The sequence below is a fragment of the Pseudomonas sp. GV085 genome, from assembly GCF_003050925.1.
Lineage (GTDB): Bacteria > Pseudomonadota > Gammaproteobacteria > Pseudomonadales > Pseudomonadaceae > Aquipseudomonas.
This window is the reverse complement of sequence record NZ_QAOV01000011.1, coordinates 158923-173117: the sequence shown is the minus strand read 5'-3', so window position 1 is coordinate 173117 and position 14195 is coordinate 158923. Positions and strand designations below refer to the sequence as shown.

Here is a 14195-nt window from a genome sequence, read left to right as displayed (position 1 = left end):
GGTGTTAGATCATTTCCTCGCCGCCCTTGCCGCCGAGAACGATCTCTCCGGCTTCGGCCATACGACGGGCGATGGTGAGGATTTCCTTCTGTGCGGTTTCCACGTCGCTGACGCGCACCGGGCCCTTGGCTTCCAGGTCGTCGCGCAGCAGTTCGGCGGCACGCTTGGACATGTTCTTGAAGATCTTCTCCTTGACGCCTTCGTCCGACCCCTTGAGGGCCAGCACCAGCACGTCCGAGGACACCTCGCGGAGCAGCGCCTGGATCCCGCGGTCGTCGACATCGGCCAGGTTGTTGAAGACGAACATGAGGTCTTCGATCTGACCGGACAGGTCTTCGTCGACTTCGCGGATCGAGTCCATGAGCTGGCCTTCGATGGAGCTGTCGAGGAAGTTCATGATGTCCGCCGCACGCTTGATGCCACCCAGGGTGGTGCGCGAGGCGTTCGAGTTGCCGGAGAACTGCTTCTCGAGAATCTGGTTGAGCTCTTTCAGGGCCGCTGGTTGCACGGTGTTCAGCGAGGAAACCCGCAGGATGATGTCCAGCCGCACCTTGTGGTCGAAGTTGCCGAGCACTTCGCCCGCCTGGTCCGGATCGAGGTACGCCACCACGATTGCCTGGATCTGCGGGTGCTCGTAACGGATCACGTCGGCGACGGCGCGCGGCTCCATCCACTTCAGGCTGTCGAGGCCGCTGGTGTTGCCACCGAGCAGGATGCGGTCGATCAGGCCGTTGGCTTTGTCTTCGCCCAGGGCCTGGGTGAGCATCTTGCGCACATAGTCGTCGGAGCCGACGCCCAGGCTGGTCTGGTCGCCGACGATATCGACGAACTCGCTCATCACCTGCTCGACCTGCTCGCGGTGCACATTACCCATCTGGGCCATGGCCACGCCCACGCGCTGAACCTCTTTGGGGCCCATGTGGCGCAGCACCTGGGCAGCGTCGGTGGAGCCCAGGGACAGCAACAGGATTGCGGCTTTGTCGACCTTGGACAGTTTGGCGGCAACGGCTCGGTTATCACTCATCTGCGTTAATCCACTCTTTCACGACCTGGGCCACACGACCCGGATCTTCTGCCACCAGACTCTTGATTGCGTTCAACTGAGCGTCATAGCCTTCGCTCGGGCTCGGCAGCAGGATGCTGGTCGGACCACCGAGGCTGACACGGTCGTTGGCCAGTTCGCCATCCAGACCGCCCATACCACCCAACTCGACATCGCTACCCAAGCCAACAAGCTGCTTGCCCTTGCCGCCACCGGTGATGTTGTTGAGCACCGGACGCAGCACACCGAACACCAGCACCAGAATGAACAACACACCCAGCACTTGCTTGACGATGTCCCAGAACCACGGCTGGGAGTAGAACGGAATTTCGGCAATCGCTTCACCGCGCTCGGCGGAGAACGGCATGTTGATCACACTGACACTGTCACCACGGCTGGCATCGAAGCCGACCGCGTCCTGAACCAGACGCGTGAAACGCGCCAATTCATCAGCGCTCCATGGCGCACGGGTGGTTTCGCCGCTGGCCGGGTTGATCTTGACCTGATCATCGACCACCACCGACACCGACAGGCGATTCAATCGGCCCTGCTGCTGCTTGGTATGGCTGATGGAACGGTCGAGCTCGAAGTTCCTGGTCGATTGCTGACGCTTGTCCGCCGGGTACGGCGCGAGCATCGGCTGACCGGTGGCCGGGTCCATGATCTGCTGGCCGTTGGCATCGATCAGCGGCTGGCCTGGCTGCACCATGCCGGCCGACGCAGTGGCGCCACCGGTGGTCTGCGGCGCGGAGGCTGGCGACGGCGGCTGGTTGCTCAAGGCACCCGGCACACCTTGCGGGCCGTTGCTGGCGGTACGCTGTTCGTTGACCGACTGCTCGCTGCGCAACGCCGGTTGATCCGGGTTGAACTGCTCGGAAGTCGACTCGACCGCACTGAAGTCCACGTCGGCCGAGACTTCAGCTTTGTAACGGTCGTTGCCCAGCACTGGTTGCAGGATGTTGTGCACGCGCTGGGTGAGCATGCTTTCCATGCGACGGCTGTAGTCGAACTGCTTGCCGGCCATGGTCAGTTCGGAGTTTTCCGCCTGATCCGAGAGCAGGTTGCCCTTCTGGTCGACCACGGTGATCTGCGACTTGCTGAGTTCGGGAACACTGGTCGCCACCAGGTTGATGATGGCCACGACCTGGCCAGGTTCGAGGGAGCGACCGGAATAGAGTTCAACCAGAACCGAAGCGCTCGGCTTGCGCTCGTCGCGCACGAACACCGAACTTTTCGGGATCGCCAGGTGCACGCGGGCACCCTTGACGTTGTTCAGGCTGGAAATGGTCCGGGCCAGTTCGCCTTCGAGGCCGCGACGATAGCGGGTCGCTTCCATGAACTGGCTGGTGCCCAGTCCCTGTTCCTTGTCGAGGATTTCAAAACCGATGTTGCCGTCGCTGGGAGTGACACCAGCGCCCGCGAGCTTGAGCCGCGCACGGGACAGGTCATCGGCCTTGACCAGCAAGGCACCGGAATTGGGTTCGACGGTGTAGGGAATGTCGGCTGCGGCCAGGGTATCCATGACCTGCTTGGCGTCCATGCCGGCAAGGCTGCCGTACAGAGGCCGGTAGTCCGGCTGCTGGGACCACAACACCACGGCAAAACCAATCGCCACGCTCGCTGCCAGGCCGACCAACAGGCCCACCTGACGCAACATGGTCATCTCGGAGAGGTTTTCCAGGAAGGACAACCCGAACAGCGGCGGCTTGCCGTCTATTGGAGTGGCCTTGGCCGGAACATTATCGGCGACTGCTTCTGCCATGACTCAATCTCGTCCTTTAAACCGGCATCTGCATGATGTCTTGGTAAGCCTGAACCAGCTTGTTGCGCACCTGGGTCAATGCCTGGAACGACACGCTGGCCTTCTGCGAGGAAATCATCACGTCTGTGAGGTCGACGCCGCTTTTGCCGATTTCGAAGGCACTGGCCAACTGAGAGGAAGCCTGTTGCGTGTCGTTCACTTTATTGACGGCCTGGCCGAGCATGTCGGAAAAGCTGCTGCCCGCCACTTCAGGGACGGCAGTCGATTTCGGCGCAGACATGGCATCCATTTGCATGGCGCGCATGTCGAGCATCAACCGATTGAATTCAATACCTTGGCTCATGGTCTCTCTCTTTGACGACCCGCAATTTTTTGACACTCACTCGGCGGGTAACGAGGTGTTAGCAACAAGGGTGCCAGCTTTCCCGGCGCTTCATTTGTAGGAGCGAGCTCTGCTCGCGATGGTCGTTAACGATAACGCGGGGCCGCAGGATAAACGCGGCGCTCATGAGTCCATCGCGAGCAGAGCTCGCTCCTACACGGTAAAAATCAGGTGGCGAACAGATACGCTTCCACATCCATGCCGGCATCGCGCATCTGCGCCAGCTTGTAGCGCAGGGTCCGCGGGCTGATGCCCAGGCGCTCGGCCGCCTCTTTGCGACGACCGCGCTCGGCGCGCAAGGTATCGATGATCATCTGGAATTCACGGCGACGCAGGTCATCGCCCAGCGCACCGGCCGACTCGGACTCGACCTCCACGGGGCGTACCGGCGCCTGCGCCAACCCAGGCAGTGGCGCGCAAGCCACCGGCCCGGCGAGGCAGAAATCCTGCGGCTGGATCAAGCCGCCCTGCTGCAGAATCAGCGCACGTTGAATCGCGTTGTCCAGCTCACGAACGTTACCCGGCCATGGATAACCGATCAGGCACGCTTGAGCTTCGGGCGACAACCTGGCAGGCGAATGCTTCATTTTATTGACGTGCCGGGCCAGCAGACGCTCGGCCAGCGGCAGGATATCGGCAGTGCGCTCGCGCAACGGGCGCCAGGCCAGGGGAAACACCGACAGGCGATAATAGAGGTCCTCGCGGAAACGCCCCGCCGCCACTTCACCCGCCAGGTCGCGATTGGTGGTGGCGACTACGCGAATATCCAGCGTGATCGGTTCGCGCGCGCCAACCCTTTCGACCTCGCGCTCTTGCAACACACGCAGTAATTTGGCCTGGAGCCCCAGGGGCATTTCGGAAATTTCATCGAGCAAAATGGTGCCGCCGTCGGCCTGCTCGAACTTGCCGGCTTGCGCGGCAATGGCGCCGGTGAAGGAACCCTTCTCGTGACCGAACAACGTCGCTTCGAGCATGTTGTCCGGAATCGCTGCGCAGTTGATCGCGATGAACGGCTGATTGGCGCGATGAGAATGCTGATGGATATAACGCGCCAGCACTTCCTTGCCCGTGCCCGACTCACCCGAGATCAACACCGTGGAATCGCTGCGTGCGACCCGTGCCGCCAACTCGAGCAACTGCGCGCTCGCTGGTTCGAATGCTATCGGCCCTTCGCCCTCGGTCAGGCCGAGACTGCCCAAGGCATGCCGCCCCACCAGATCGAGCAACGCCTTGGGCTCGAATGGCTTGACCAGATAGTCCGCCGCCCCTTGGCGCATCGCATCGACCGCACGCTCGACCGCACCGTGAGCCGTCATCAGCAACACCGGCAACTGCGGCTGCCGTGCACGCAGCATGCCCAGCAACTGATGGCCATCCATGCCCGGCATATTGACGTCGCTGATCACCAGGCTGAAGGCCTCGCCGCCGACGGCAAGCAACGCCTCCTCTGCCGACCCCACCGCCTTGTAATCATGCCCCGCGAGCAGCAGCGTATCAGCCAGTGCCTCGCGCAACGCGCGGTCGTCCTCGACCAGCAGTACCTTGATAGCCATCTGCGTCACTCCGCTCCTTGAGCGCTGCTGAACAACGGCAGAATCACCTGCGCGCAGGTGCCGCGACCGAGCCGCGAGCGCAGCTGCAATTCGCCCCGATGAGCACGCGCCACCGCCTTGACCACGGTCAGGCCAAGGCCTGTGCCGGTGGCCCTGGTGGTAAAAAAGGGCTCGCCCAATCGCGCCAGAACAGCGGCGTCGATACCGCTGCCACTGTCGCTGACGCACAGGCGCAGGCTGTTGCCACGGGTGTAGAGGTGAATCTTGAGGCGCAATTGACCGGCACCGGCCTGAATGGCGTTTTCGATCAGATTGAGGATCGCGCCGACCAGGGTGTCGCGATTGCACAGCAACTCCCCCGAGTGACTGTCGCACTGCCAGCGGATCGGCAGATCCTGTACGTGGGTCAGCGCCGCCGCTTGCAATGATTGCATCAATTGTCCTGGCGTCACGCGGTCGGTCAGCGGCAACTCGCCCCGGGCGAACACCAGCATATCGCGCACCTGGTGCTCCAGCTCGTGCAGGCGCTCCTTGAGGCGCCCGGCAAAGCGCTGCCGGGTAGCGACCGGCAGCTCTTGCTCGGTCAAATGACTGGCATACAGCAACGCAGCGGACAACGGCGTGCGTATCTGATGAGCCAATGAAGCGACCATGCGCCCCAATGACGACAGACGCTCATGACGGGCCAGTTGATCCTGCAAATGGCGGGTTTCGGTCAGGTCATTGAGCAGCACCAACTGGCCGGGCTCGGCATCCAGCGAGCGCGTGGCGATCGACAGGCGCCGACCATCCTTGAGGGAGACTTCATGGCCATCGTCTTCGCGCGGCGCAAAACAGCGGGCAATGACGTGGCGCCACAATTCACCTTCCAGCGGCAGCCCCAGCAACTCGCACGCCGCCGGATTGGCTTCGCGCACGATGCCCTGGGCGTCAATGACAATGACACCGCCGGGTAACAGATCAAGGAGGTTTTGCAGGCGGTTGGCCAGGCGTTCCTTTTCCGCCAGCTCCTGCATGCGCTGGGCGCTGACCACCGCCAGCTCACCCTTGAGCTCGGTTACCCGGGCTTCAAGCATGCTGTAGGAATCAGTCAATTGAGTGGACATCTGATTGAACAGTGCGAATGCCTGCTCAAGGCCCAGCCGACTCGCCTGCTCTACGGACGACGGTTGCCGCGAAGCATCAAGGACAGGAGACATCTGGGCGGCTTGGGGCATTGTGCTCTCTCGCTTGGCTGACCGTCAGTGAAACGGAACGTTGCGAGGGACGTAGCAATACCCGTGCCTAAAAAAAACTTCTTATAAATGAATGATTTGAAAAACAGGCGTCAATCATCCGCCTGTTCGTCTCCATCACGACGGCTCATGCCGTACTTGCGCATCTTTTCCACCAGCGTGGTGCGACGGATACGCAACCGCTCGGCCGCGCGCGCCACAATGCCGTTGGCATCATCCAGCGCCTGCTGAATCAAGCCTTGCTCCAGACCACCGAGGTAGTCCTTAAGGTCCAGGCCCTCCGGAGGCAACATGGCGTTGGTCGTGAAGTCCGGTGTATGACCGTTGATGGCCACACGCTCTTCCAGATCACTGCGCAGGCTGTCGACCATCTGCTCGTCTTCATCATCGACGTAGCGGAATTTCTTCGGCAACTCGACCACGCCAATCACACCGTAGGGATGCATGATCGCCATGCGCTCCACCAGGTTGGCCAGTTCGCGGACGTTGCCCGGCCAGGCATGCCGGCACAGCGACATGATCGCCGCCGAGTTGAACCGGATCGACCCGCGCTTCTCGTGCTCCATGCGCGAGATCAGCTCGTTCATCAGCAGCGGAATGTCTTCGACGCGCTCACGCAGCGGCGCCATCTCGATCGGGAACACATTCAAGCGGTAGTACAAGTCTTCGCGGAAGGTGCCGATCTCGATCATGCTTTCGAGATTCTTGTGGGTCGCCGCAATGATGCGCACGTCGACGCTCTGGGTCTTGTTGCTGCCCACGCGCTCGAAGGTACGCTCCTGCAACACGCGCAGCAGCTTGACCTGCATCGGCAGCGGCATGTCGCCGATTTCATCGAGGAACAGGGTGCCGCCGTTGGCCAGCTCGAATCGACCGGCGCGGCTGGTGATCGCCCCGGTGAAGGCACCCTTCTCATGACCGAACAGTTCGCTTTCCAGCAACTCGGCCGGGATCGCCCCGCAGTTGACCGGCACGAACGGCGCTTCGCGGCGCTTGGAATGGTAATGCAGGTTGCGCGCAACCACTTCCTTGCCCGTTCCGGACTCACCGAGGATCAGCACGCTGGCATCGGTATCGGCGACTTGCTGCATCATCTGGCGGACGTGTTGAATCGCCCGGCTGGTGCCGACAAGACTGCGGAAAAGATTGGGCTCGCGATGACGACCGCGCTCGCGGGCCTGGTCGTACATCTCGCGATAGACCTGGGCACGGTGCAGCGAATCGAGCAATTTGCTGTAGCTGGGCGGCATTTCCAGGGTTGAAAGCACTCGACGACGCTGGTCTTCCGGCAGGTCAATGGAAGAATTATCGCCCATTAACAAAACCGGAAGGAACTCATCCCAGGTCGAGAGTGTCTTTAACAAGCCCAGAAGTGCACCAGGAGCATTGACCGTCCCGATGAGGACACAGATTACTTCACGACTTGATGACAAAGAGCCGACAGCCTGCTGCCAGTCATGGCTACCGCAGGGTAAATTTTCTTCACCGAGAAAATTTAAAATCACCGCCAGGTCGCGGCGGCGGACGCTATCGTCATCAATCAGCAGAATTTTGGTTTCACGCCACATGCAATAGCAACTTCCCTAGTCAACTCAATGCCCAAAATGCTGGGGCAAGCTAGACGCTTGCAGACACGTTATGCCTGAAGACGACTGAAATCTGGAACCAGCCACTAGTTAAGTCAAAAAACCGTGCACAGTCAAATTTATGGCGCACATATCTGGATTAACTTGGGGTTAATTATCCAAACAGATGGTAAACCTTTGCTGCGTTCCGCGCTTGCTGGATCTGAGACATTTCATCGACTATCGCCTGCCTCTCCCCCATCGCTACCTCAAGTAGCTGCTTGTAGACATACAGCAACTCCTCAAGATTGCCACGCAGAACTTCTTCGTCCAGCGAAGCCTCGCTCAAGACGTCTTCCATGCAGGAACGGCAATCCAGGTCCAATTGACCGATAGCCTCCCAGTTGCGCTCGGCCAGAGCACCGACCAGCGCTTCTCGAGTTTGTTCTATTCGCTGCAATACAAGACTCATGGCGATCTCCCTAGAACTGCGGACCTGGCTCAGCAATGCCGTCCCAGCCTTCTTTCACCGTGCGCAGCAACCCCGCGACCTCATCGAGAATCTTCGGATCGTTGCTGATGTTCGCCTCGGCCAGACGCTTCATCATGTAGATGTAAAGACTGTCGAGTTCGCCCACGGCTTCGGCGCAATTTTCAAGATCCAGGCCTTCACGCAAGCCACCAATGATGCCGATCGCCTTGCTGATCGATACACACTTGCCAGGAATGTCCTTGCGCTCCAGCGCGCCTTTGGCCTGAGCGATCCGGTCCAGGCCACCTTCCATGAGCATCTGTACCAAACGATGCGGACTTGCTTCGGACGTCTGGGCGTGCGCCCCCACTTTCTGATACTGCCGAAGGGCTAACATTGGATTCATGTTCTACCTCATTACCACAATGACTCGTATAGCCAGTGTATCGTCCGCGCACCGGGAAACTTTAGATCAAAAGACAAAAACCCGGCACACGCGAAAATGCGTAGCCGGGTTTTGTCGACAGCTTAAAACTAGCTGTTGGACTTCTGGGCGTTCAAGGAAGTGAAGAACGAGGTGATGTTCGTCGCCGTCGCCTTCATTTGCCCGACTAAAAGGTCCATTGCGTTGTATTTGGCGGTCAACGTCTTGGTCATGTTGGCGACACGAAAGTCCAACGCAGTCTGCTGGGTTGAAAGGTTCTTGCTCACGCTCTGCAGGTTGGTATTGCGCTGGTCCAGCAACCCGCCCGTCTGCACATAAGGCTTGATTGCAGTGCCCATGCGCGCCAGCAGGCCGTTGGTAGCATTGCTACCGTTGAACAACTGCTGCATCTGGCCGCTCATGCCGTTGATGGCCATCCTCTCGTTGAACGCCGTGGTGTTGAACGCCAGGTTGCCGGTTTTCTCGTTCGTCAACACGCCGATCTGCGACAGCACGGCCAATGGACCGCCCGCCCCGGGAGCCGTCAGCACGCCGCGGATATCGGAAATCAGTGTGCGCGACATCGAGTCGCCGGTAAACGCAGCCTGAACCGTCAGGTTGCCATCGGCATCCGCTGTCGCCTTGGACAGGGAGTTGATGGTGTTCATCAGGGTGTTGTAGGAGTCAACGAACGACTGGATCGACGTCTGCAAACCGGTGGTGTTGGTCGCGACGGTGACGGTCGCCGCAGCCGGCGGCGTACCCGGGCTCGCGGACGCCAGGTTCAGGGTCAGGCCGCTGACTGCGCCGGTCACCGTATTGCTCTTGCTGGTCACTGCCAGGCCATCGATGGTCAGCGATGCATCCACCGCAACCCCGTTGACAGCCCCCGAACTGGTAGCCGAAGGGTTAGCGCCCATCGGTTGGGTGCCGTCGATATCAAGGCCGGCGATACCGCTGACCGTAAGGTCGGAACCCGCGCCGGTCTTGCTGGAACTGATCACCAGCCGTGACGCACCGCTGCTGTCGGTCACGATGTTGGCAGAAATACCGTTACTCGCCTGCGCGGAGTTGATGGCATCCCGGGTGCTCTGCAGGGTCGCATTGGCTGGAATCGTGACATCGTAATCAGTGCCATTCTGACTGATTTTCAAGGTACCACTCGGAATGGCACTGGCCGCACCGCCGGCAAAAGACGCACTGGCGACTTTCGAGCTGGTGGCCAGGTTATTCACAACAACGCTGTAGGTACCGGCAACGGCGGTGTTGTCGGAAGTCGCACCGAGAATCGACGGGGTACCCGAAGTGGCGTTATAGCCTGCAAACACAGGATTGGTCTTGCTACCGAGATTGGTCAGCGCCGTCTGAAAGGCCGTCAGTGCGCTTTTCAGGGAACCGACACCGGAAATCTTCAGCGTGTTGGTTTTGGTCTGAGTATCGATCTGCGTCTGTTTCGCCGATTTGTCGGCATTGACCAGCGCAGTGACGATCGCACCGATATCCAGGCCAGAGCCTAAGCCCGTACCCGGTAAAATTGGACTTGCCATTTTTCGTCTCCCTTCAGGTTGCTGCCACTCTTTTGACCTTTACCTGCGCCCAAAGAACGTACAGACACTATTCATGCCAGCTAATCAGACCTTGGCGTCGAACAATACGTGGCTCGCATTGCTCAGGCTTTCTGCCAGCTTGAGGGCTTCTGCGGAGGGGATCTGTCGCACGACCTCACCCGTTTCGCTTGCAATCACTTTGACGACGACCTTTCCGGACTGCTCGTCTATCGAGAACTCCAGATTGCGCTTGATCGACTGTACAAACTTTTCGATCTGCTGCACCGCCTGCTTCAGGTGGACGCCATCCGCCTCCGGTTTCTTATCCGCCGCTGGAGTGACGCTGGCGGTTTCAGGCTTTTCCGGCGCTTTATCCGAAACGGTGCTCGCTGGCTGGGGAGCCGGATAAGACACGCCAAGCTTTACGCTCATCTCCATGCCCATCACCTCTTAACGTAAAAAGCGAGAGAGCGTGACCAGCACACTCCCCCGCTCAAACTCATTCCGAAATTACTGAAGCAGCTTCAGTACAGCGGAAGGCAGTTGGTTGGCTTGAGCCAGAACCGAGGTAGAAGCCTGTTGCAGGGTTTGCTGCTTGGTCAGGTTCGCGGTTTCTGCGGCGAAGTCGGTGTCTTGTACACGGCCTTGTGCAGCAGTGGTGTTTTCCACGATGTTCTGCAGGTTGGAGATGGTGCTGGTCAGACGGTTCTGCGAAGCACCCAGGTTTGCGCGGGTGGCGTTGATCGATGCCAGAGCGGCGTCGATTGCGGTGATCGCGTTGTCGATGTTGGCAGACAGGGTAGCGGAAGTTGCACCGGTCAGAACAACAGTACCGCTGCCTACGGACAGGGATACGGCGTCGAACTTGGAGCTCAATACCAGGTCGATGCGGTTGGCCGAACCCGTGTTGGCGCCAACTTGCAGCTGCATGGTGCCAGCCGAACCGTCCAGCAGGTTTTTGCCGTTCAGGTTGGTAGAGGCAGAGATACGGGTGATTTCGTCAGACATCTGAGCGAATTCGGAGTTGGTAGCGGTCTGGTCAGCAGTGCTGTTGGTACCGTTACGTGCTTTAACAGCCAGTTCACGCATACGCTGCAGAATGTCGGTCGAAGCTTGCAGCGCGCCTTCAGCGGTCTGGGCAACGGAGATACCGTCGTTGGCGTTCTGCACTGCCTGGTTGCCACCACGAATCTGTGCGGCCATGCGAGTTGCGATCTGCAGGCCAGCGGCGTCGTCTTTGGCGCTGTTGATTTTCAGGCCGGAAGACAGGCGAGCCATCGAAGTCGACAGAGCGTCGGTAGCACGGTTCAGGTTCTTCTGAACGTTCAACGACGTGGTGTTGGTGTTTACTGTTAAAGCCATGACGAATTCCTCGTTGGTTGGGTACTGCGGCTTCCGGCCCTGGCAACCGCCGGGTATGGCCTAGAGAACCTTCGTAATAGTTATCGTCGGGTAGGCAGGTTGCTTGAGGGCTTTTTTTAAAAAAAATGCCATCACCCTGCCACCCCCGAGAAAACAAGGGCTCAGCGCCCCTCAACCACGAAAAAATGACGCCATAAAACTGTCCAGCCCACAAACGCCCGTACCAAAGCTGTCGCTGCCCCTCAGTCCGGCAGGTTTTCGAGCAGCTCGACCAACTCATATTCCATGAAGTCGGCGAGCCCCAGCCAATCCTGGCGCTCCTGACAGGCCAGCATCTGTCTGAGCATCAAGGCCCAGGCTTGCTGAACATCCCGGGGCGCCTGCGCAAACAGTCGCTGCGCCTCATCGAACAGATCGACCATGTTCAATGCCGCTTCGACATCACGGCCCAGGCGAAAAAGCCCTGCGCACTGCCGGTACTCATCGATGCCTTTCACTGGCGGCTTCATTGCACGAAATCCTGATTGAACTGCGTACCGGTAATCATTGCCCCAGCCCGGCTGCTGTTGAAAAAAAGCACCTCAGGATGCCTGGCAATGTAACGCTCGAGCTCACACAGGTAACTGCGGAAATTCAGCTGTGTCTTGACCTTTTGCCCATGTCCATCGTGCACCCAGTGCCTGGCCTGGTTCACTGGCGGCCCCAGGTCACCATCGTTCCAACCGGTATGGGTCCGGTTCATCGGAAAGGAAAAATCGGCACCGAAAAGCGTGATGCGCTGCGCGCCCATCTTCACCGCCAGATCGACCGCCGGATGGATCACGCTGCCGCTGACGTAGAGCTGCGCACGCGGCTGTTGCTCACGCAACGCGGCGTAGATCGGGCTGGCGGAATAACCGCCATAACGTTTGCCTTTCCAGGCTTTCAGCATGTGCGGATCGCTCAAAGGCAAGTACACCAGCGGAATGCCTTCGGAGCCCTCGCCCGGCAAGTGCAGCACGCTGATGCGCTGATCGATGCTCACGACCAGGTCAGGCTTGATTCCGTGCTCGCGAAGGGGCCGGTAAGCGGTATCTACACTGATGAGCAGCGGTCGCGGCGTTTGATTGCGCACCGCTGCCAAACGCTCGAAATTCCCTTCAAGGCTGGGCCCTGTGGCGATCACATAGATTTCACGCCCGGAACACGTGCCAAACAGCTGTGCCACATCATCATCGGCGAGCAGCACTTCAAGGGTGTCCTGCAAGCGCTGCTGAATGACGGGAGACTGCGGGTCGAACTCACGATTGTTGAAACTCAAGTGCACTTCGCTGACCAGGCGATCACGAATCTTCGCACTGAAGTCATCCGCCAGCAGCATCTCGGCAGGCAATGCAAAGAACGGGGTGCAGATGTCCGACAGATCGCCGGCATACAGCAATTGCACACGCGGATCGCCCAGCCACTGACGCTGATCGATCAGCTGCAACACCAGCGCGAAAAGCGCGCCGTTGAGGATATGGACATAGAGCTTTTCAAGCCCGGCGCGCTCCAGCAAAACCGAAGGCAAATCGCCGAAGCCGGTGCCGTAAACGTGCAGCTGTGCCTTGTCGAGCGGGAGGCTGGCGGCCTGCAAACGGGCCTCGCGCAGGCGATCATGGCGGCTGGTGAGCTGGATGCCACCCACACACAACGTAGAGTCCCGCCCTTCGATCAGGTCGACATCGACGACCAGGCGATCTTCCGTATTCAATCGCGCATACAGCGACGGCCAGCGCCGCTGGATAACCTGAGCATTGTCTTCAAAGCATTCGCTCATGCTACCTCGCATTCCTTACAAGCAAAAAAGCGCTCAAGGTTAACCCTTGAGCGCTTTTTTGTACCGGCCTTTTTATTAAAAAACTTTCACTCAAGGGCGATAGATGATCGCCGAACCCCATGACAGCCCCACACCGAAACCGCTGAGCGCAACGCGCTTCCATTCGGAATCGAGGATATGCTTTTCCAGCAGCAACGGAATGCTCGACGACACCGTGTTACCAGTCTCGACCATGTCCTTGATGAACTTCTGCGGGCATTCTTCGAAACGCCGCGCGACCGCATCGACAATCGCTGCGCTGCCCTGGTGAATACAGAACGCGTCGATGTCGTCGGCGCTCAGTTGCGACTCTCCAAGCAACTCATGCAAATGCGCCGGCACCTTGAGCAGTGCGAAGTTGAACACCTGGCGGCCATTCATGAAGAACACGCCGTCGGTGACTTTCAAATGTGGCGCGCCGGAACCGTCGGTGCCGAACTTGGCCTTGCCCAGTGCCCAGGTCGGGTTTTCACCCATCCAGGTCGCGGTGGCCGCATCGCCGAACAACATGGTGGTGTTACGATCTTCCGGGTCGACGATTTTCGAATACGGGTCGGCCGTGATCAGCAGGCCGTTCTTCAGGCCAGCGGCCTCCATGAAGCCCTTGATCGCATAGATGCCGTAGACGTAACCGGAACAGCCCAGGGAAATATCGAACGCGGCGACGTTGGTCGACAGGCCGAGTTTGTCCTGCACGATGGCCGCGGTATGCGGCAGGCCTTCTTCGTCACCGTTCTGGGTGACGATAATCAACGCGTCGATGGATTCACGTTTCAGATCAGGGTTGCCGGCAAACAGCGCATTGGCCGCTTCAACGCACAGATCGGATGTTTCCTGATCAACGCCCTTGCGCGGCAGGAAAGCCGAACCGATCTTGCCCAGGATGAATTCTTCATCCTTCTCGAATTTTGCACCTTGTGCGTAATTGTCCACGCCGGCTACAGGAACGTAGCTCGCAATGCTCTTTATGCCAATCATTACGGCTTCCCAATAATAAACAGCCCAATACCACCA

At 59.2% G+C, this 14195-nt stretch carries 14 protein-coding genes; all 14 read right to left on the bottom strand.

The window, feature by feature from the left end; all coding sequences use genetic code 11:
• Positions 1-4: 4 nt before the first annotated feature.
• The 14 genes from fliG to C8K63_RS22160 all read right to left on the bottom strand — a co-directional run bounded on the left by fliG (position 5) and on the right by C8K63_RS22160 (position 14159).
• Positions 5-1024 (bottom strand): flagellar motor switch protein FliG, encoded by a 1020-nt coding sequence (gene fliG / locus C8K63_RS22230; protein WP_007983391.1) that lies wholly within the window; start codon positions 1022-1024, stop codon positions 5-7.
• Positions 1017-2804, bottom strand: coding sequence for a flagellar basal-body MS-ring/collar protein FliF (fliF, locus tag C8K63_RS22225; protein WP_108218642.1), 1788 nt, complete (start codon positions 2802-2804; stop codon positions 1017-1019). The genes fliG and fliF overlap by 8 nt, the downstream gene beginning before the upstream one ends.
• A gap of 16 nt (positions 2805-2820) precedes the next feature.
• The gene (fliE, locus tag C8K63_RS22220) at positions 2821-3147 is read right to left on the bottom strand and encodes a flagellar hook-basal body complex protein FliE (RefSeq protein ID WP_108218641.1); all 327 of its coding nucleotides are present in this window, start codon (positions 3145-3147) and stop codon (positions 2821-2823) included.
• A 206-nt stretch (positions 3148-3353) separates the two neighbouring features.
• Entirely contained in the window at positions 3354-4739 is a 1386-nt protein-coding gene (locus C8K63_RS22210; RefSeq protein WP_108218639.1) for a sigma-54 dependent transcriptional regulator, read from the bottom strand.
• 5 nt (positions 4740-4744) lie between these two features.
• The gene (locus C8K63_RS22205) at positions 4745-5938 is read right to left on the bottom strand and encodes a PAS domain-containing sensor histidine kinase (RefSeq protein WP_177413298.1); all 1194 of its coding nucleotides are present in this window, start codon (positions 5936-5938) and stop codon (positions 4745-4747) included.
• Between the two features lie 128 nt (positions 5939-6066).
• The gene (locus C8K63_RS22200; RefSeq protein ID WP_108218637.1) at positions 6067-7542 is read right to left on the bottom strand and encodes a sigma-54 dependent transcriptional regulator; all 1476 of its coding nucleotides are present in this window, start codon (positions 7540-7542) and stop codon (positions 6067-6069) included.
• Positions 7543-7714: 172 nt separating this feature from the next.
• A complete protein-coding gene (locus tag C8K63_RS22195; protein ID WP_108218636.1) occupies positions 7715-8011 on the bottom strand; it encodes a flagellar protein FliT in 297 nt (98 codons plus the stop codon).
• Positions 8012-8021: 10 nt separating this feature from the next.
• Positions 8022-8417: a flagellar export chaperone FliS gene (gene fliS / locus C8K63_RS22190; RefSeq protein WP_108218635.1), complete on the bottom strand. Its 396-nt coding sequence runs from the start codon at positions 8415-8417 to the stop codon at positions 8022-8024.
• Between the two features lie 128 nt (positions 8418-8545).
• A complete protein-coding gene (fliD, locus tag C8K63_RS22185; RefSeq protein ID WP_108218634.1) occupies positions 8546-9982 on the bottom strand; it encodes a flagellar filament capping protein FliD in 1437 nt (478 codons plus the stop codon).
• Positions 9983-10066: 84 nt separating this feature from the next.
• Positions 10067-10420 (bottom strand): flagellar protein FlaG, encoded by a 354-nt coding sequence (locus tag C8K63_RS22180; protein ID WP_108218633.1) that lies wholly within the window; start codon positions 10418-10420, stop codon positions 10067-10069.
• 72 nt (positions 10421-10492) lie between these two features.
• Positions 10493-11344, bottom strand: coding sequence for a flagellin domain-containing protein (locus C8K63_RS22175; protein WP_108218632.1), 852 nt, complete (start codon positions 11342-11344; stop codon positions 10493-10495).
• 242 nt (positions 11345-11586) lie between these two features.
• The gene (locus C8K63_RS22170) at positions 11587-11853 is read right to left on the bottom strand and encodes a hypothetical protein (protein ID WP_108218631.1); all 267 of its coding nucleotides are present in this window, start codon (positions 11851-11853) and stop codon (positions 11587-11589) included.
• Complete coding sequence (locus tag C8K63_RS22165) at positions 11850-13142, bottom strand: motility associated factor glycosyltransferase family protein (RefSeq protein ID WP_108218630.1); 1293 nt, start codon at positions 13140-13142, stop codon at positions 11850-11852. Before C8K63_RS22165 ends, C8K63_RS22170 begins: the two co-directional genes overlap by 4 nt.
• Positions 13143-13232: 90 nt before the next feature.
• A complete protein-coding gene (locus C8K63_RS22160) occupies positions 13233-14159 on the bottom strand; it encodes a ketoacyl-ACP synthase III (RefSeq protein WP_108218629.1) in 927 nt (308 codons plus the stop codon).
• Positions 14160-14195: the final 36 nt, after the last annotated feature.